Annotated in this window: 18 protein-coding genes and 1 other RNA gene; 6 read left to right on the top strand and 13 right to left on the bottom strand. The window is 64.4% G+C overall.

The genetic code is table 11. The features are described from left to right. Nucleotides 1–3: 3 nt before the first annotated feature. Both ABQU90_RS21440 and ABQU90_RS21435 read right to left on the bottom strand, forming a co-directional pair. Nucleotides 4–633, bottom strand: a complete 630-nt coding sequence (locus ABQU90_RS21440; RefSeq protein ID WP_323522770.1) for a MotA/TolQ/ExbB proton channel family protein — start codon at nucleotides 631–633, stop codon at nucleotides 4–6. Next, complete coding sequence (locus ABQU90_RS21435) at nucleotides 521–3,109, bottom strand: DNA internalization-related competence protein ComEC/Rec2 (RefSeq protein ID WP_323522751.1); 2,589 nt, start codon at nucleotides 3,107–3,109, stop codon at nucleotides 521–523. Before ABQU90_RS21435 ends, ABQU90_RS21440 begins: the two co-directional genes overlap by 113 nt. Nucleotides 3,110–3,495: 386 nt before the next feature. On the opposite strand from ABQU90_RS21435, the gene ABQU90_RS21430 reads away from it, so the two are divergent. Further along, complete coding sequence (locus ABQU90_RS21430) at nucleotides 3,496–4,560, top strand: SDR family oxidoreductase (RefSeq protein WP_323522750.1); 1,065 nt, start codon at nucleotides 3,496–3,498, stop codon at nucleotides 4,558–4,560. A gap of 132 nt (nucleotides 4,561–4,692) precedes the next feature. Then, nucleotides 4,693–4,768: non-coding RNA, sX9 sRNA (locus ABQU90_RS21425), on the top strand. A gap of 147 nt (nucleotides 4,769–4,915) precedes the next feature. Here the strand turns inward: ABQU90_RS21425 and lolD are convergent. From lolD to ABQU90_RS21375, 10 genes are all read right to left on the bottom strand, one after another. Then, nucleotides 4,916–5,650 carry a lipoprotein-releasing ABC transporter ATP-binding protein LolD gene (lolD, locus tag ABQU90_RS21420; protein ID WP_161961624.1) on the bottom strand — a complete coding sequence of 245 codons (735 nt, stop codon included), beginning with the start codon at nucleotides 5,648–5,650 and terminating at the stop codon, nucleotides 4,916–4,918. Continuing rightward, nucleotides 5,643–6,884: a lipoprotein-releasing ABC transporter permease subunit gene (locus tag ABQU90_RS21415; RefSeq protein ID WP_055854177.1), complete on the bottom strand. Its 1,242-nt coding sequence runs from the start codon at nucleotides 6,882–6,884 to the stop codon at nucleotides 5,643–5,645. The genes lolD and ABQU90_RS21415 overlap by 8 nt, the downstream gene beginning before the upstream one ends. Nucleotides 6,885–6,907: 23 nt before the next feature. Then, nucleotides 6,908–7,360 carry a hypothetical protein gene (locus ABQU90_RS21410; RefSeq protein WP_311238229.1) on the bottom strand — a complete coding sequence of 151 codons (453 nt, stop codon included), beginning with the start codon at nucleotides 7,358–7,360 and terminating at the stop codon, nucleotides 6,908–6,910. Continuing rightward, the gene (locus ABQU90_RS21405) at nucleotides 7,311–7,559 is read right to left on the bottom strand and encodes an FAD assembly factor SdhE (protein ID WP_055854170.1); all 249 of its coding nucleotides are present in this window, start codon (nucleotides 7,557–7,559) and stop codon (nucleotides 7,311–7,313) included. Before ABQU90_RS21405 ends, ABQU90_RS21410 begins: the two co-directional genes overlap by 50 nt. Before the next feature lie 113 nt (nucleotides 7,560–7,672). Beyond that, nucleotides 7,673–8,455 (bottom strand): succinate dehydrogenase iron-sulfur subunit, encoded by a 783-nt coding sequence (locus tag ABQU90_RS21400; RefSeq protein WP_055854167.1) that lies wholly within the window; start codon nucleotides 8,453–8,455, stop codon nucleotides 7,673–7,675. A gap of 16 nt (nucleotides 8,456–8,471) precedes the next feature. Beyond that, the gene (locus ABQU90_RS21395) at nucleotides 8,472–8,675 is read right to left on the bottom strand and encodes a hypothetical protein (protein WP_311238228.1); all 204 of its coding nucleotides are present in this window, start codon (nucleotides 8,673–8,675) and stop codon (nucleotides 8,472–8,474) included. Nucleotides 8,676–8,684: 9 nt separating this feature from the next. Further along, complete coding sequence (sdhA, locus tag ABQU90_RS21390; RefSeq protein WP_055854164.1) at nucleotides 8,685–10,475, bottom strand: succinate dehydrogenase flavoprotein subunit; 1,791 nt, start codon at nucleotides 10,473–10,475, stop codon at nucleotides 8,685–8,687. 34 nt (nucleotides 10,476–10,509) lie between these two features. After that, on the bottom strand, nucleotides 10,510–10,896 hold the full coding sequence (gene sdhD, locus ABQU90_RS21385) for a succinate dehydrogenase, hydrophobic membrane anchor protein (RefSeq protein ID WP_115513083.1): 387 nt from the start codon (nucleotides 10,894–10,896) through the stop codon (nucleotides 10,510–10,512). Then, nucleotides 10,893–11,285 (bottom strand): succinate dehydrogenase, cytochrome b556 subunit, encoded by a 393-nt coding sequence (gene sdhC / locus ABQU90_RS21380; protein WP_323522749.1) that lies wholly within the window; start codon nucleotides 11,283–11,285, stop codon nucleotides 10,893–10,895. The genes sdhD and sdhC overlap by 4 nt, the downstream gene beginning before the upstream one ends. A gap of 56 nt (nucleotides 11,286–11,341) precedes the next feature. Beyond that, nucleotides 11,342–11,650 (bottom strand): DUF1674 domain-containing protein, encoded by a 309-nt coding sequence (locus tag ABQU90_RS21375; protein ID WP_236699318.1) that lies wholly within the window; start codon nucleotides 11,648–11,650, stop codon nucleotides 11,342–11,344. Between ABQU90_RS21375 and ygfZ the strand changes: the two genes are divergently transcribed. After that, nucleotides 11,552–12,424: a CAF17-like 4Fe-4S cluster assembly/insertion protein YgfZ gene (gene ygfZ / locus ABQU90_RS21370; RefSeq protein ID WP_323522748.1), complete on the top strand. Its 873-nt coding sequence runs from the start codon at nucleotides 11,552–11,554 to the stop codon at nucleotides 12,422–12,424. The two genes, ABQU90_RS21375 and ygfZ, sit on opposite strands and share 99 nt — an antisense overlap. Here the strand turns inward: ygfZ and ABQU90_RS21365 are convergent. Continuing rightward, nucleotides 12,421–13,509, bottom strand: a complete 1,089-nt coding sequence (locus tag ABQU90_RS21365) for an ABC transporter ATP-binding protein (protein ID WP_115527856.1) — start codon at nucleotides 13,507–13,509, stop codon at nucleotides 12,421–12,423. The genes ygfZ and ABQU90_RS21365 overlap by 4 nt on opposite strands. 421 nt (nucleotides 13,510–13,930) lie before the next feature. Here ABQU90_RS21365 and zwf point away from each other — a divergent pair, with 421 nt between their 5' ends. The 3 genes from zwf to pgl are packed head-to-tail and all read left to right on the top strand — an operon-like array spanning nucleotide 13,931 to nucleotide 17,081. After that, nucleotides 13,931–15,361 (top strand): glucose-6-phosphate dehydrogenase, encoded by a 1,431-nt coding sequence (gene zwf, locus ABQU90_RS21360; RefSeq protein WP_115513087.1) that lies wholly within the window; start codon nucleotides 13,931–13,933, stop codon nucleotides 15,359–15,361. Further along, nucleotides 15,358–16,365 (top strand): glucokinase, encoded by a 1,008-nt coding sequence (gene glk, locus ABQU90_RS21355; RefSeq protein WP_055854145.1) that lies wholly within the window; start codon nucleotides 15,358–15,360, stop codon nucleotides 16,363–16,365. Before zwf ends, glk begins: the two co-directional genes overlap by 4 nt. Continuing rightward, complete coding sequence (gene pgl, locus ABQU90_RS21350) at nucleotides 16,362–17,081, top strand: 6-phosphogluconolactonase (protein ID WP_115513088.1); 720 nt, start codon at nucleotides 16,362–16,364, stop codon at nucleotides 17,079–17,081. The genes glk and pgl overlap by 4 nt, the downstream gene beginning before the upstream one ends. Nucleotides 17,082–17,104 lie beyond the last annotated feature (23 nt).

Raw genomic sequence — 17,104 nt, 5'->3', positions numbered from 1 at the left:
CCGTCAGCCCTTTGCCATGACAGGCTTGCTGCCCGCCGCTACCGGCGCTGCGGATGCCGGACCCCCCCGGCCATCCATGGTGTCCAGCAACAGCGTGGCTTCCTGCTCCATCTCGATGATGTAGCCGGCAATGCGCCCCTTGAAGAAGCGATGCGCCATCAGCGCAGGTACCGAGATGATCATGCCGGTGGCGGTGCACACCAGCGCTTTGCCGATACCACCGGCCAGCTGGTTCACATCGCCCACGCCGTGATCGAGGATGCCCAGAAACATCTGGATCATGCCGACCACCGTGCCGAGCAAACCCAGTAACGGGCCGGCCGACGCGATGGTGCCCAGCGCGTTCAGATAGCGCTCCATGCGATGCACCACGTGGCGACCGGTGTCTTCGATGCGTTCACGGACCAGATCGCGCGGACGGCCACGGACATCCAGTGCAGCAGCCAGTAGCGCACCCAGTGGTGAATTGCGCCGTAGCGACTCGATATGGGTGGGATCCAGCTGGCCGCGCGCAGCCCAGTTACGGACCTCTTCGCCCAGCCCGGGCGGCGTCACCTCGTTGCGGCGCAACGTCCACAGACGCTCCAGCACGATCGCCAGGGCGATCACGCCCAGCAACAGCAACGGCACCATCGGCCAACCGCCCGCCTTGACCAGCTCCAACACGATTCGATTCCTCCGGCAACGCGGCCGCCTGTTCGCTGGCCGATAGGATAGCAGTCGACCGCCGCCGTTCCGCAGCATCCCACAGACGTGGTTGCCAACGCCGTCGCTCGCGCACCTGCAGGCCGTCCGCGCCCAGCCATACCCTGATCGCACCGGACTGGGCAGTGTCGAGCAATTCCGCGCCACTGCCCTGCCAGCGCTGAACTACTTGTGTGCGGGGATGGCCAAAACGGTTGCCATGCCCGGAGGACACCAGCGCCAGCCGCGCGCCCGTGGCGGCAATGAAGCCGGCATGCGAGCCATCTGCGCTGCCATGGTGCGGCACCACGACCACGTCGGCACGCAGCCCCACAACCTGCTCGCGCATCAACCGATGCTCGATGAGTTCGTCGATATCGCCCGGCAACAGCGCACTGGCATGCCGCGTCTCGACCCGCAGCACGCAGCTGGACTGATTGCGCAGATACGGAAAATCCGCACCTGGATGCAGAAAGCGAAAGCGCACGCCATCCCACTCCCACTGCTGGCCGGCTTGGCAGCGCGCACTGACGTCCAGCGGTGCCCCCGGGGGCGCAGCCGTCATCGCGACCGGTAGCCCTGCACGCACTGCTGCATAGCCACCGGCATGATCGGCATCGGCATGACTGAGCACGAGTGCATCCAGTTGGCGTACCCCGAGCGCACGCAGGGCGGGCAGCACCACGCGCTCACCGGCGTCGAAACCATCGCGCACTGCGGGGCCGGTATCGAACAGTAGCGCGTGCCGTTGCGTGCGCACCAACACTGCAAGACCCTGCCCCACATCCAGCACCTGCAGATCGGCTTCGCCAGCACCGGGCAAGGCGCGATCCGGCCATAGCAGCGGTAGCCACAGCAGCACCGCCATGGCCTTGCCCGGCGTGCCTCGCGGCAGCAATAGCCAGAACGCCCCCAATAGCGCTGCGATCAGCGCAATGGCATCGGATTCGGGCACCCACCACAACGCCAGCGTGGTCTGCCCAAGCCAGACAAACCCCGGCCAGGTGAGTTCGAAGCACCAGCCCGCCAAGTGCCACGCCCAAACGCCCGCACCGGCATGCAGTGCCTCAAGCGCCGTTCCCAGCAGGCACAGCGGCACCACCACAAAGGTCCACCAGGGAATGGCGACAAGATTGGCCAACGGCCCCACCAGCGATGCTTGTCCAAACAAACTGACCGTCAGCGGCAGCAAGCCGACGGTGGCGACGGTCTGCGCGGACAGGAAGCCGCGCAGAATGCTCCGGTCATCTGCGGGCAGGCACCACACCAGCCAGGCGACACCGGCAAAACTGAGCCAGAAGCCAGCTACCAGCACGCTCAGCGGGTCCCATACCAGCACTGCAAGCAAGGCCAGCGCGAGAATCTGCGCGGTTGTGGCGCGTCGCCGCGCGACCCGCGCCAGTGCGACGACGGCGATCATCAGCACGGTGCGGACCGTGGGCAGCGCCAGCCCTGCCAACACTGCGTACGCAGCCGCGCCGAGCAGCGCGGCGATGGCTGCGGCGTGGACGCGCGGCATCAGCAGGCTCAAACCCGGCCGCCATCGCCACACGCCGGCCACCGCCAATGCAAAGAACGTGGCAACCAGGCCGACATGAAATCCCGAGATGGCGATCAGATGGCTGAGCCCGGTCGCGCGCAGAGTCGCCCATGCCGCGTCGTCCAGACCGCGCGTGTCGCCCAACGCAAGTGCACGCAGGTAAGGCGCGGAAGGCCCGGAAACCTGTTCGGCAATTCGCAGCGACATCCGGTCGCGCCAGGCATCCACGCCACGCGGGGCGGCAACCTCGCGCGCAGCGCCGAGGTCGCTCACGTAACCGGTGGCTGCAAGGCGCTGCGCCAACGCCTGACGCTCCGCATCGAACCCACCCGGATTACGCAGACCGCGCGGTGCGCGAAGCTTGAGCTGCAGTTGCCAGTCCGCCCCGGCACGCAAGGTAGCACGCGGCCCGATCTGATCGGCGCCGAAGGGGTCGTACCACGCCAGTTGCAAGAGTTTGCCGCGCAGGGCCGCCGGCTGCGTTCGATGGTGTTCGACACGCAACTGGAAGCGCGTACGCCGCTGTTCGGCCACCGGCAGCCCGGCAATGCGGCCACGCACGGTAATCTCGCGCGCTTCGTCACGCGGTAGCAGTTGCGACTGCACTACCTGGGCGGCTTGCCAGCCGGTCAACCCGAAGCCCACCGCAGCAGTTGCAAGCACCAGCATCCACACAGATCGCTGCGGGTGCAGCCACAGGGTGAGCGCGATGCCCAGCACGCCCGCGAACAGGCAGGCGACATACAGCGCCTGCGGCAGTAGCGCTGGCGACCATGCACAAATGACCACACCCAGCAGCAACGCCACTGCGACCGGCACTGCCGATGCAAGACGCGGCAGCGGCGCCGCATGTGCCGACACATCCACATCCATAGTGGCGCTCATGCTCCTGATCGTCCTGATCCAGGAAACAACGCTAGGCCAACCCATCGACTGACGGCAGCGGTGATGTGCGCGCAAGACCGTAGGAAGACACCGGATCTGCTGTAGCGCATTGCCGGCATGTCGTTGTTCGGCGCGAATGCCCACCGGTAACGTTCGCGTATCGACAATGCCTGTCACTGCTGCAGTCCATGTATCGGATCGATCGACTACGTACCGGGGCCTGGGCAGCCGTTGGTCGGGGCCAACCCGTCGAACCAGGTAGATCGATCAGATACAGCTGACGCAGCCAACGTCCGATGAGTCCAGCCGGGCACCTAGTGCTGCATTCGCCTCGATTTCATGACCGAAGCGCTATGTTCGACACTGTCTTTGAGGAGTTCCCCCACATGCGTAAAGGCATTGCATTGATTGTCGGCGTGACCGGCATCTCCGGCTATAACCTCGCCAACGTGCTGGTAGCCGACGGTTGGACCGTTTACGGCCTGGCGCGGCGCCCGCTGCCGCACGACGGCGTCATTCCTGTCGCCGCCGATCTACTGGACGCCGACAGCACCAACAACGCGCTGCGCGGTCTGCCGATCACCCACGTCTTTTTCTGTACCTGGACACGTCGCGACACCGAACGCGAGAACGTCGAGGCCAATGGCGCGATGATGCAGCACCTGTGCGATGCGTTGAGCGACGCGCCGCTGCAGCACATGGCGCTGGTCACCGGCACCAAGCACTATCTGGGCGCGTTCGAAAACTACGGCAGCGGCAAGGCCGAAACGCCGTTCCGCGAAAGCGAGCCGCGCCAGCCGGGCGAAAACTTCTACTACACGCTCGAAGACCTGCTGTTTGCGCATGCCGAGCGTCACGGTTTCGGATGGAGCGTGCATCGCTCGCACACCATGATCGGCATGGCCAATGGCAGCAATGCGATGAACATGGGCGTGACGTTGGCGGTCTACGCATCGCTGTGCAAGCACACTGGCCAGCCGTTCGTTTTCCCAGGCTCGCAGGCGCAGTGGAACAGCCTCACCGATCTGACCGACGCCGGCCTGCTCGGCCGTCAGCTGGCCTGGGCAGGTCTCAGCCCGGCGGCGCGCAACCAGGCATTCAATACCGTCAATGGCGATGTGTTCCGCTGGCGCTGGATGTGGGGCGAGATCGCTGCATTTTTCGACCTCGATGCCGCGCCCTGCCCCGACACGCCGCAGCCGTTGGAAGCGCGCTTGACCGAAACCGCGCCGGCGCTGTGGGCCGAACTGGCCGCGCAGCACAATCTGGTCGAGTCGGACGTCAACCGTCTGGCCTCGTGGTGGCACACCGATGCCGACCTGGGTCGCGAGATCGAGTGCGTCAACGATATGACCAAGAGCCGCGAACTGGGCTTTGTTGACTTCTACGACAGCCGCGCCTCGTTCTTCGAGCTATTCACCCGATTGCGGGCACTGCGCATCATTCCTTGAGCGATGCCACCCCATCGCTGCAGGCCGCAATGGCCTGCAGCGATGTGGATAGAGGTGGAGTTCAAGGGTTTGGAGCAGCTAACAAAAGGAATGTGCAGCGGCCAGGCTGGCGTGGCCGGTGCTCGGTGCAGCATGTGCACTCTTACATTCCGGCACCTGCGCACCCTGCCAGACCCTCCTGATAACTGCTCGCTAGGTTTTGTTAGCCGCTTCTAGAGCTGCGCTCTGGAAGTCGCACCAAGTGAGCGACGCACCAAACGAACGCGTTGCGCATCCTGCACGCAGCGACATATCGCAAAAGCTACGCCCACTTTATTGCGCGACACGACCGGCAACCCGATCGCATCGCAAGCACTCACACTGCCGAGGGTGCCAGCTCGCGCAGCTTGCCTTGATGCAGCTCCAGCACGCGATCCAGACGACGCGCCAAGCTGCGGTCGTGGGTGACCAACACCAGGCTGGTGCGCTGCGCGCGGTTGAGTTCCAACATCAGCTCGAACACGGTGCCGGCAGTCTTGTCGTCGAGGTTGCCGGTGGGCTCGTCGCCCAGCACGCATCCCGGCTTGTTCACCAGCGCACGCGCCACCGCACAGCGCTGCCGCTCGCCGCCGGACAGCTCGCTGGGCTTGTGCTCGATGCGATGGCCGAGCCCGACCGATTCCAGCAGCTGCAATGCCTGCCCGCGCGCCACCGCCACCTCCTTGCCGGACAGCAGCACCGGCATCATCACGTTTTCCAGCGCGGTGAATTCCGGAAGCAGATGATGGAACTGGTACACGAAGCCCAGCGCCTGGTTACGCAGCCTGCCGCGCTCGCCATCGGACAGCGCCGACATGCGCCTGCCAGCGACATACACCTCGCCCGACGTCGGAATATCCAGCCCGCCGAGCAGATGCAGCAACGTGCTCTTGCCCGCGCCGGACGCGCCGACGATCGCCACCGTCTCGCCGGTCGCCACCGACAGGTCCAGACCATCAAACACCGGCGTGCGCATCTTGCCTTCGGCGTAGGTCTTGGCCAGTGCCTCGGCGCGGATCACCACATCTGCTGGAGTTGACTTCTGCACGCGCGATTCCAGGATCTCATTCATAACGCAACGCCTCCGCCGGCTGGGTACGCGAGGCGCGCCACGCCGGGTACAAGGTCGCCAGGAAACTCATCACCAAGGCCACCAAGGTGATCACCACCACATCCTGGGTTTGCATGTCGGTGGGCAGGCCGGTGATGTAGTACACATCTTCGGGCAGCAGTTTGACGCTGAAGATCGCCTCGATCAGGCCGAGAATGCGCTCCAGATTGAGCGTCAGCACGATGCCGCCGATCACCCCCATGATCGTGCCCATAAAGCCGATCAACGAGCCCTGCACCATGAACACCTGCATCACTCCGCCAGGCGACAAGCCCAGCGTCCGCAGGATCGCGATGTCGGCCTGCTTGTCGGTGACCAGCATCACTTGCGACGACACCAGATTGAACGCACCCATCGCCACGATCAGCGACAGCAGGATGCCCATCACGGTCTTTTCCATCTTCAACGAGTGATAGAGATTGGCGTTTTCCTGGGTCCAGTCACTCACCCGGTACGGGCCGTGCAACTTCAGCGCCAGATCGCGCGCGACGTTCCAGGCCTGATCCATGTCGTGCAATCGCAGCCGCACGCCGGTGACGCCATCCATGCGCAAGACCCGCCCCAGATCCTGCATGTTGACCACGGCAAGGCCGCGATCGATCTCGTTGTAGCCGGCTTCGAAAATCCCGCTGACGGTGAAGCGTTTGAGCCGCGGCATCGCGCCGAGCGGCGTGGCCTGCGTGTCGCTGAGCAAGACAACGATGCTGTCGCCCACATCCACGCCCAACCACAGCGCCAGCTCCTTGCCGATGACGATGTTGTAGGAACCCGGGGTCAGGCTATCGACCGAACCCTGCTGCATCTTCTTGGCCAGCACCGACACCTTGTTCTCTTCGGCCGGAACGATGCCACGCACGATGGCCGGCTGCTTGCGCGGGCCCTGCAGCAGCGATTCGGTTTCGATATACGGTGCGGCGCCAGCAACACGCGGGTCGGCCATGGCGACCTCGACCGCATGCTGCCAGTCGCGCATCGGCGCACCTTCGGCGCTGACGGTGGCATGCGCGGCCATCTGCAATAGGCGGTCGCGGATTTCCTTCTGAAAACCGCTCATCACTGCCAACGTGGTGATCAGCACGGTGACGCCCAGGGCGATGCCCAGGATCGATGCCATCGAGATAAACGAGATGAAGCCATTGCGCCGCTTGGCACGCAGGTAGCGCAAGCCGATGGCAACCGGGATAGGTTTGAACATGCGGTTCAACCAGAAAAGGGACGCTATGGTGACACTTGCGGACGCCCGGACGAAATCGCGTGTGCCTGGGCGGCCAGACGCAGTTCACGTCGTTGCGGCGCCGGCAAGGTATCCGGCCAGAAATGCAGGCGCTCGCGGCGCGCATCCAGCCGGGTCCATGACACCACCGCAATCGGCCCGCGCCAGGCAACCTGCAGGTTCTGCACCTGGGTGCCGTCAATGCTGGCGGGGCTCTCGCCCCACGGCACCACCAACTGCCGCAGTGGCGAACGCAACAGCAGCCACAGCGATCTTCCGACCGATACCGGTACAACGATGGACGAGATGACAGCCAACCAAGCCGGCACACCGCTACGCCAGACGGCGCACAGTGCCAGCACGGCGAGCAGGCTCAGTGCGCAAACAAGCCCGCGCGAGGGCCGCCATTCAAGCCGGCAAGGCGCGAATATCGGCGATGAGTGCGGCGTTGGCGACATCCGGGCAAGCCTCGTAACCCATGAACCAGCGCCACAACTTATCGTCTTCGCAATCCAGCAGCTGTAGGAAAACCGCGCGTTCCGACTCGGAAGCCTGCGCCCAGCGTTGATCCAGATAGCGCCCGAACAGCTGATCCAGCTCGCGCATGCCACGCCGGCAACGCCACCGCAGCTTTTTCAACAAGGTTTCTTCGTCCATCCCTCTCTCCTCCCTGCCCTGCGGCGGGGACGAAAACAACAGCGGCACCTGACCATCAGGCCGGTGCCGCTGAGAACCACATCCCGCAAACGCGAGACCTCTGTGCCTTGCGATCAGGCGCGACGCGCCATCATCAACTTCTTGATCTCGGCGATCGCCAGCGCAGGATTCAGGCCCTTCGGGCAGGTCCGTGCGCAGTTCATGATGGTATGGCAACGATACAACTTGAACGGGTCTTCCAGATCGTCCAGACGTGCGCCGGTGTCTTCATCGCGCGAGTCGACGATCCAGCGGTACGCCTGCAGCAAGATCGCCGGGCCCAGGTACCGCTCGCCATTCCACCAGTAGCTCGGGCAGCTGGTCGAGCAGCATGCGCACAGGATGCACTCGTACAAGCCGTCGAGCTTCTTGCGGTCTTCCGGCGATTGCAGGCGTTCGCGATCCGGCGGCGCTGGCGTCTGGGTGCGGATCCACGGCTTGATCGACGCGTACTGCGCGTAGAAATGTGTCAGGTCAGGGACCAGATCCTTGATCACATCCATGTGCGGCAGCGGGTAGATCGGCACTTCGGCCTTGCCGCAGGCATCGATCGCCTTGGTGCAGGCCAGCGTATTGGTGCCGTCGATATTCATCGCGCACGAGCCGCAGATGCCCTCGCGGCACGAACGACGGAAAGTGAGGGTCGGGTCGATCTCGTTCTTGATCTTGATCAGTGCGTCCAACACCATCGGGCCGCACTTGTCGAGATCGATCTCGTAGCTGTCGGTGCGCGGGTTGGCGTCGCCATCCGGATCCCAGCGGTAGACCTTGAAGGTGCGCGTGTTCTTGGCGCCCTGCGCAGGGTAATGCTTACCCTTGCCGATCTTTGAATTCTTGGGGAGGGTGAACTCTGCCATAGCTGCTCTCGTTGGCTCAGGCGATGCGCGGTGCGAGCGACAGCCGCACCGTGCGCATGAAGGTAAAAACGATGGATGCCGCCACCGAAGCGGCGGTGCAACGACCGGCGTATTGCCGGCGCTGCCCCTGCGTGATGAAACGCCCCGACCGCTGCAAGTAATTACCGCCACGCCAGGACAACCCGGCGGTTGGCTTCAATGCAGCGAAGGCGCGTTGCATGCGCATCGATCAGTAAACGCGCGGCTTCGGCGGGACGACATCCACGTCCTGACTCAGCGTGTACATGTGCACCGGGCGATATTCGAACTCGCACTTGCCCTTGTCGTCGACGGTGACCAGCGTGTGCTTCTGCCAGTTGACGTCGTCGCGGTCCGGGAAGTCTTCATGAGAATGCGCGCCGCGGCTTTCCTTGCGCTGCTCGGCCGAATTGATCGTCGCCACTGCATTGAGCAGCAGGTTGTTCAATTCGTAGGTCTCGATCAGATCCGAGTTCCACACCAGCGAACGGTCGGACACCTTGACGTCTTCGAAGGTGGCGAAAATCTCGGCCATCTTGTCCACGCCTTCTTTCAACGTTTTGCTGGTGCGGAACACCGCAGCGTCGGACTGCATGGTGCGCTGCATGTTGTCGCGGATCACCGAGGTCGGCGTGGAGCCGTTGGCATAGCGCAACTTGTCCAGCAGGCCCAGCGCCTTGTCGCAAGCATCGGACGGCAACGTCTTATGTGGCTGGTTGGGCTTGACCGTCTCGGCGCAGCGGTTTGCCACCGCACGGCCGAACACCACCAGATCCAGCAACGAGTTGGAACCCAGACGGTTGGCACCGTGCACCGACACGCAAGCGGCTTCGCCGATCGCGTACAGGCCGGGCACCACCGCATCCGGGTCGTCGCCCTGCTTGCGCACGACTTCGCCGTAGAAATTGGTCGGAATGCCGCCCATGTTGTAGTGCACGGTCGGCAGCACCGGGATCGGCTGCTTGGTCACGTCCACACCGGCAAAAATGTGGGCGCTTTCGGCGATGCCGGGCAGCTTTTCGTTGATGACTTCCGGGCCGAGGTGGGTCAGGTCGAGCAGGATGTGATCCTTGTGCTCGCCGACGCCGCGGCCTTCGCGGATTTCCACGGTCATCGAGCGCGACACCACGTCGCGCGAAGCCAGATCCTTGTAATGCGGTGCATAGCGCTCCATGAAGCGCTCGCCGTTGCTGTTGCGCAAAATGCCGCCTTCGCCGCGCACGCCTTCGGTGATCAGGCAGCCAGCACCGTAAATGCCGGTGGGATGGAACTGCACGAACTCCATGTCCTGCACCGGCAGGCCGGCACGCATCACCAGGCCGCCGCCGTCACCGGTACAGGTGTGAGCGGAGGTGGCACTGAAGTAGGCGCGGCCATAGCCGCCAGTGGCCAGCACCACGCCGTGGGCGCGGAACAGATGCAACGAACCTTCGGCCATGTCGAGCGCCAGCACGCCGCGGCAGACACCCTCTTCGTCGAAGATCAGGTCGAGTGCGAAGTACTCGATCATGAAACGCGCGTTGTGGGCGAGCGACTGCTGATACAGGGTATGCAACATGGCGTGGCCGGTACGGTCGGCTGCCGCGCAGGTGCGCTGTGCCGACGGGCCTTCGCCGTACTTGGTGGTCATGCCACCGAACGGGCGCTGATAGATCTTGCCCTCTTCGGTACGCGAGAACGGCACGCCGTAGTGTTCCAGCTCGATGATGGCCGGAATCGCTTCGCGACACATGTACTCGATTGCGTCCTGGTCGCCCAGCCAATCGGAGCCCTTGATGGTGTCGTAGAAGTGGTAGCGCCAATCGTCTTCGCCCATGTTGCCGAGCGCAGCGGAAATACCGCCTTGCGCCGCCACGGTGTGCGACCGGGTCGGGAAGACCTTGGTCAGGCAGACCGTCTGCAGGCCTTTCTGGGCCAAGCCGAACGTGGCACGCAGGCCGGCGCCGCCGGCACCCACCACGACCATGTCGTACTTGTGTTCAGTGATCTTGTAAGCGGACATCTAATCTGGATTCCTGTTCTGTGTGCCCGATGACTCAGGCACCGCCCAGCGCGATGCGCGCCACTGCGAAAATGCTGACGATCGCGCCAAGCACGGCGATGAACTTCACCGTCGTCTGCAACGCCAGCGCCAGCAGCGAGTTGTGAATGTAGTCCTCGAGCACGACCTGCAGGCCAAGCTGCGCGTGCCAGAACATCGCCACCAGGAACCCGACCAGCAACACCGCGTTCCACGGCTTGGACACCGCGGCGACTGCGGTCGTGTAGTCGGAACCGAGCAGGCTCAGCACGAATGCCACGAACCAGATCGCCAGCACGACCAGCGCTGTCGCGGTCAGGCGCTGCATCACGAAATGTTCGGTACCGGTCTTGGCCGCGCCCAGACCACGCACATTTTTTAACGGGGTGCGATAGCGGCTCATGCGGAAGCTCCAGTCAGGACATACGCCCAGATCGCAGCGGTCAGCACCAGGCTGACGATCACCGATGTCCAGCTGCTGCGGATAAAGGCGGGAATGCTGAAGCCGCGGCCGAAGTCTTGGACGATGTGACGGATGCCGTTGGACAGGTGATAGGTAAAAGCCCATGACCAAGCGAACAGGAACAACTGGCCGTACCAGGCGCCCAGATGCTGGGTCAGACAATTCCAGTGGTCCTCACCTAGCATCAGCAAGAGCAACGAGACGGCGATGACCAGCGCGCCTCCGGAAAGGATGACGCCGGTAGCTCGATGCAGGATCGAGGTCGCCATCTGGATCTGCCAGCGGTAGACCTGCAGATGTGGAGAAGTGGGACGTTCGCGGATCGCCATTCGCTGGGCTCGTTTTCTCGGCTGGGCGGCACTAGGCCGCTGTGGCTAAAAGCTGCTCAAAAATCGATGCAGCGTCCATTTTTTTCCCAGTCGCCGTAGCGCGTTGGCTCGGGGCCGTCGCGTCCACCAATCTCCTTCGGCAGTGGCTTCTTCTCGGGAATCTGCTCCTGAGGGGAAGGCTGCGTCTCGGAATCCAGCGCTGGGGTGGGGGTTGGATGGCCTATCATAGTGGTCTCACAACGTTGCGATTTTAGTCCTCCCCCTCCATGGCTGACAACCTGAATCTTATTCCACAGGGTTTTGGCTCCCTGCACGATATGCAATACGTCCGACTGGTCGGGACGGATGCAGTGTCGTTCGCGCATGCCCAATTCGCCAATGACGTCCAGGCGCTGGCGATCGGGCAGTGGCAATGGAATGCGTGGTTGACGGCGAAGGGGCGCGTGATCGCCATCTTCGCACTCCTGCGTGAGGACGACGCGCAGTTGCTGATGGTGTTGCCGGACGGCAACGCGGCCGAAATCGCCGCGCAACTCGGCCGTTTCGTGTTCCGGCGCAAGCTGAAAATCAACGCGGCCGCGCTGCTTGCGTATGGCGGCTTCGCGGCGCCAGAGCATGCGCAAGGCGCACATGCCGAGATCGGAACGCTGCGTATCGCGCTGGATATGGGCGTCGCCGCCCTGCCACGCACGCTTTTGCTTTTCAGCGATGACGCATTGGCCGCGCCTATCGAATTGCCCAGCATCGACGCGCAATGGCGCCGCGCGGATCTGCAACTGGGCCTGGTTCGCCTGCCGGATGCGCAGCGCGAACAATGGACGCCGCAGCAACTGGCACTGGACCGCCTGCAGGCTTTCAGCGTCAAGAAGGGCTGCTACCCGGGTCAGGAGATCGTTGCGCGCACGCATTTTCTGGGCAAGGCCAAGCGTGCGTTGCAACTGTTGGAGACTGAAGGCGCTGCCCAGGCGGGCGATAGCGTCGAACTGGACGGTGCAGCCATCGGCACGGTGGTCAGCGTTGCCGGCGATCTGGCGCTGGCGGTGTTGCCACTGGAATTGACCGTGGACGCCAGCACCACCCTGCAAGCCGGCGCGCACCCGGCGCGCCCGCTTGCCATCTTGTCCGGGCTGGAGCGTTAAGCCGGCTCCAGCCGCTGTCCAGTTGCCGGGTCGAAGAAATGCAGGGCATCGCTGCGCAATGCCAGGCGGAGAGGCTGACCGACCACTGGCAGCGCCTGCGGCGCGACGCGGATCACCAGCGGCTGCCCGCCGCGATCGAGGTTGAGGAAGATCTCGTTGCCGACCGGCTCGATGACCTCTACCTGCGCATCGAAGCCCAACTGCGCATCGCTGGACGGCTGCAGATGCTCGGGGCGCACGCCGACGATCACGTCCTGACCGAACCAGCGGCGATCGACCTGCGCGGCGCCCAGCGGGACCCGCCAGCCATCGGCCATGACGAGATGCAGGCCATCCTGCTCATCCAGCCGTCCCTGCAGCATATTCATCGCCGGGCTGCCTAGGAAACCGGCAACAAACAGGTTGGCCGGACGGTCGTACAGCGCCATCGGGCTGTCGATCTGCTGAATCACGCCGTCCTTGAGCACCACGATGCGCTGGCCGAGGGTCATCGCTTCGACCTGATCGTGGGTGACGTAGATCATGGTGGTGCCGAGCTTGCGATGCAGCTGCGCGATCTCGGTGCGCACGCTGTGGCGCAGTTTGGCATCCAGGTTGGACAGCGGTTCGTCGAGCAGGAACACCGACGATTCGCGCACCATCGCCCGCCCGAGCGCCACACGCTGACGCTGGCCGCCGGACATCGCCTTGGGCAACTTGTCGAGCATCGGGGTCAGACCCAGCAGTTCGGCGGCGTTATTGACGCGCTCGGCGATGACCTGCTTCGGGTGACCACGCAGCTTGAGCCCGAAGGCCAGATTTTCCGCCACGGTCATGTGCGGGTAGAGCGCATAGCTCTGGAACACCATTGCGATGTCGCGGTCCTTCGGCGCCACGTCGTTGACGACGCGTTCGCCGATCTTGAGCGTGCCCGCGCTGATGTCCTCGAGCCCGGCGATCATGCGCAACAGTGTCGACTTGCCGCAGCCGGACGGCCCGACCAGCACCATCAGCTCGCCATCGGCCACCTCGAAGCTTGCGCCCTGCACCGCCACCTGGCCGTTTTCATAGACCTTGCGGACACCTTCCAACTGCACTTTCGCCATCGTTCGGCCTCAACGTTTGTATGCGCCCTGCCCTCGGCCCTCCCGATGGCAATGACGACCGACCCGTTTGCGAGGAAATCTCCTGCAAACGAATGCATTGGTTTATTCTGACATGTAATCGTTTTCACATGGCAACATCGATCTCGGGAGGGACCATGCCGCTACCGACCCACGCCGCCGTTTCCGGCGACGTTACCTGCATTGCGCGAGCGGGCATTCCGCCACGCAGGTGCAGGTATGCCGCCCAGGCGCTAACCGCTGACCACCAGTTGCTGCAACAATCGGGGATTGGGCGTCGCCGTCCATCCCCCGCTGCGCGCACGCAAGTGTCGCTCAGGAACAGACGTACCGACCGCCGGCTGTCCGGCGCCTTTTCGCGAAACTGCTGATAACGATGTCTCCAGAATCTGAAACTCGGTCCATGCACAACACCCTGATCCTGTTCGGCGCTACCGGCGATCTCGCCCAGCGCTATCTCTTTCCGTCCCTGCTGCGCCTGTTCGTCGACGGCCTGCTGCCGGAGGACTTCCGTATCCGTGCGCTGGCATTGTCGCCGCACGATACCGAGGCTTTCCGTGAAGTGTTACGGCCACGCCTGACCGAAGCGCTGCCGATTGCCACCCCGGAGCAGATCCAGACGCTGCTGCAGCGCGTGGATTACCGCTCGGTGGACCTGCGCAATGCCGAATCGGTGGCCGATGCAGTCCGCGAGCTGGCCAGCCGCCAGATCGTGAGCTACCTGGCGATCCCGCCGGGGCTGTACATCAGCACCTGCCAGGGCCTGGCCCTGGGCGGCGCCTTGGCTGCACCGCACCGGCTGATGCTGGAAAAGCCGATCGGCCACGACTCCGATAGCGCTCGCGAGATCCTGCAGTCGATCGGCGCGCTGATCGACGAAGACCGCGTGTTCCGCCTGGACCATTACCTGGGCAAGGCGGCGGTACAGAACCTGATCGCGCTGCGCTTCGGTAATACGCTGCTCGAAGCAGTCTGGAACCGGACCTACATCGAGTCGGTGCAGATCCTGGTCGCCGAAAGCGAGGGCGTGGACGGACGCGATGCGTATTACGCCCGCTCCGGCGCGCTGCGCGACATGGTGCAAAGCCATATCCTGCAGCTGCTGTGTCTGGTGGCGATGGAGCCGCCGGCCTCGCTGGAAGCCGACCGCATCCGCGACGAGAAGGTCAAGGTGCTGCGTGCGCTGCGCCCGATGACCGCCGAACACGCCGCGCACGACAGCGTGCGCGGCCGCTACACCGCCGGCACCATCAACGGCCAGCCGGCGCAGGCCTACCACCCGCCGGAAGGCAGCGACGTGGAAACCTTCGTCGCGGTCACCGCGCATATCGACAACTGGCGCTGGGCCGGCGTGCCGTTCCATCTGTGCACCGGCAAGCGGCTGGCCGAGCGTTCCACCCGCATCGTGGTCACGCTCAAGCCGGTGACGCATTGGTTGTTCGAGCGCCCGGATCGCCAGAACGCGGTGCCCAACCGCCTGACCTTCCAGCTGCAGCCGCAGGAAAACATCGAGCTCGGCCTGATGAGCAGCCTGGCCGGCCCGGAATGGGGCGCGATCGAGCTGCAACCGCTGGAACTGGAATTGTCGGTGCCGACCGGCCTGCACCGTCGCATCGCTTACGAGCGGCTGTTCGTGGATGCCTTCAACGGCAACCCGGCACTGTTCGTGCGCGACGACGAGGTCAAGGCTGCCTGGTCCTGGATCGACAGCGTCAGCGATGCCTGGAAAGACGCAGCCTTGCCGCTGCAGCCCTACCCCGCCGGTAGCTGGGGCCCGGACACTGCCGCACCGTTCCTGCCTCCTGCCACCGACGCACAGGGAAACACCGCATGACCGCTCCTTCCAAACCGGTGCTGGTTGCCGATATCGGCGGAACCAACGCGCGGTTCGCGCTGGCCGATGTCGATGCATCGGTCCCGTTGCTGGATGACACCTCGCGCGAGTTCGCGGTGGTGGAGTTCGCTTCGCTCGGCGAAGCCGCGCGGTACTACCTCGACCAGATCGGCGTGCAGGCCACCCAGGGCGTGTTCGCCGTGGCCGGCCGCGTCGATGGCGACGAAGCGCGCATCACCAATCATCCGTGGGTGATCTCGCGGTCGCGCACCGCTGCCATGCTGGGCTTCAGCACCCTGCACCTGATCAACGACTTTGCAGCGCAGGCCATGGCAATCAGCCTGCTGCGTCCGCAGGATGTGGTGCAGGTAGGCGGTGCCAGCTGGCGGCCGGCACCGATCGATCAACCGCGCAACTATGGCGTGATCGGTCCCGGCACCGGCCTGGGCGTGGGTGGGCTGATCATCCGTAACGGGCGTTGTTTTCCACTGGAAACCGAAGGCGGCCACGTCAGCTTTCCGCCCGGCACGCCGGAAGAAATCCGTGTGCTGGAAATCCTCTCCGAGCAGTTCGGCCGGGTCTCCAACGAGCGGCTGATCTGCGGCCCCGGCCTGGTCAACATCCATCGCGCATTGAGCGAGATTGCCGGCATCGACCCGGGCCCGCTGGAACCCAAGGACATCACCGCACGTGCGGCGGCCGGCGACCCGCGCTCGGCGCGCACCATCGACCTGTTCTGCGCCATCTTCGGTGCGATCGCTGGCGACATGGTGCTGATGCAGGGTGCATGGGATGGCGTGTTCCTGACCGGCGGTCTGGTGCCCAAGGTGCTGGAGTCGCTGCAGCACTCCGGCTTCCGCCAGCGCTTCGAACACAAGGGCCGGTTCTCCGCGATCATGTCGCGCGTGCCTTCGCTGGCGGTCATGCATCCGCATGCCGGCCTGTTGGGCGCCGCAGCGTATGCGGTGGATGCGCAGCGTCAGCATCCGGGGGAGCAGCGATGAACCTGCAGGACAACCCGCGCATCACTCTGGTGCGCTACGAAGATCCCGCCGAGTGGACCGAAGCGGTCGCCGGCGAAATGGCCGATCTGCTGGAACAGGAAATTTCGCGCCGCGGGCAGGCACGCATGCTGCTCTCCGGCGGCACCACACCGGCGCCGGTTTACGAATCGCTGGCGCACCGTCCGCTGGACTGGTCGCGGGTCGAGGTGGGCCTGGTCGATGAGCGTTGGCTCTCGCCGCAGGATCAGGACAGCAACGCGTGGCTGGTCAATCACAGCTTCCTGACTCATGCGCCGGCCGCGACCTTCATCCCGTTGGTGCGTCCCGGGAAGCAATTGCCCGAGTGCGTGCACACCGCCAACCTGCAGGCCACTCATGCCGAGCCGGCCTGTCTGGCGGTGCTGGGAATGGGCGGCGACGGACATACCGCATCGTTGTTCCCCGGTTCGACCGATCTGCCCAAGGCGCTGGCCAGCCCGCAGCCGTATGCATCACTGGATGCGACCGGTTGCCCGGGCGCGAACCAGTGGCCGCTGCGGATCACGCTGACGCCGACCGGCCTTGCCGCGATTCCCACCCGCCTGCTGCTGCTGCGCGGCAAGCAAAAGCTCGATGTGCTGCAAGCCGCACTGGCTGGCGAGGACATCAGCGAGTACCCGATTCGTGTCGCGCTCCAGCAGCCCGGTCCGCGGTTGCGGGTGCATTGGTGCGGTTGAGGGCTGGCGGATGCCGCGAGCCC

It is taken from the genome of Xanthomonas sp. WHRI 10207, assembly GCF_040202975.1.
Taxonomy (GTDB): Bacteria; Pseudomonadota; Gammaproteobacteria; order Xanthomonadales; family Xanthomonadaceae; genus Xanthomonas.
Note: the sequence above shows the minus strand (reverse complement) of the source record. Positions and strands in the feature narration are given on the sequence as shown.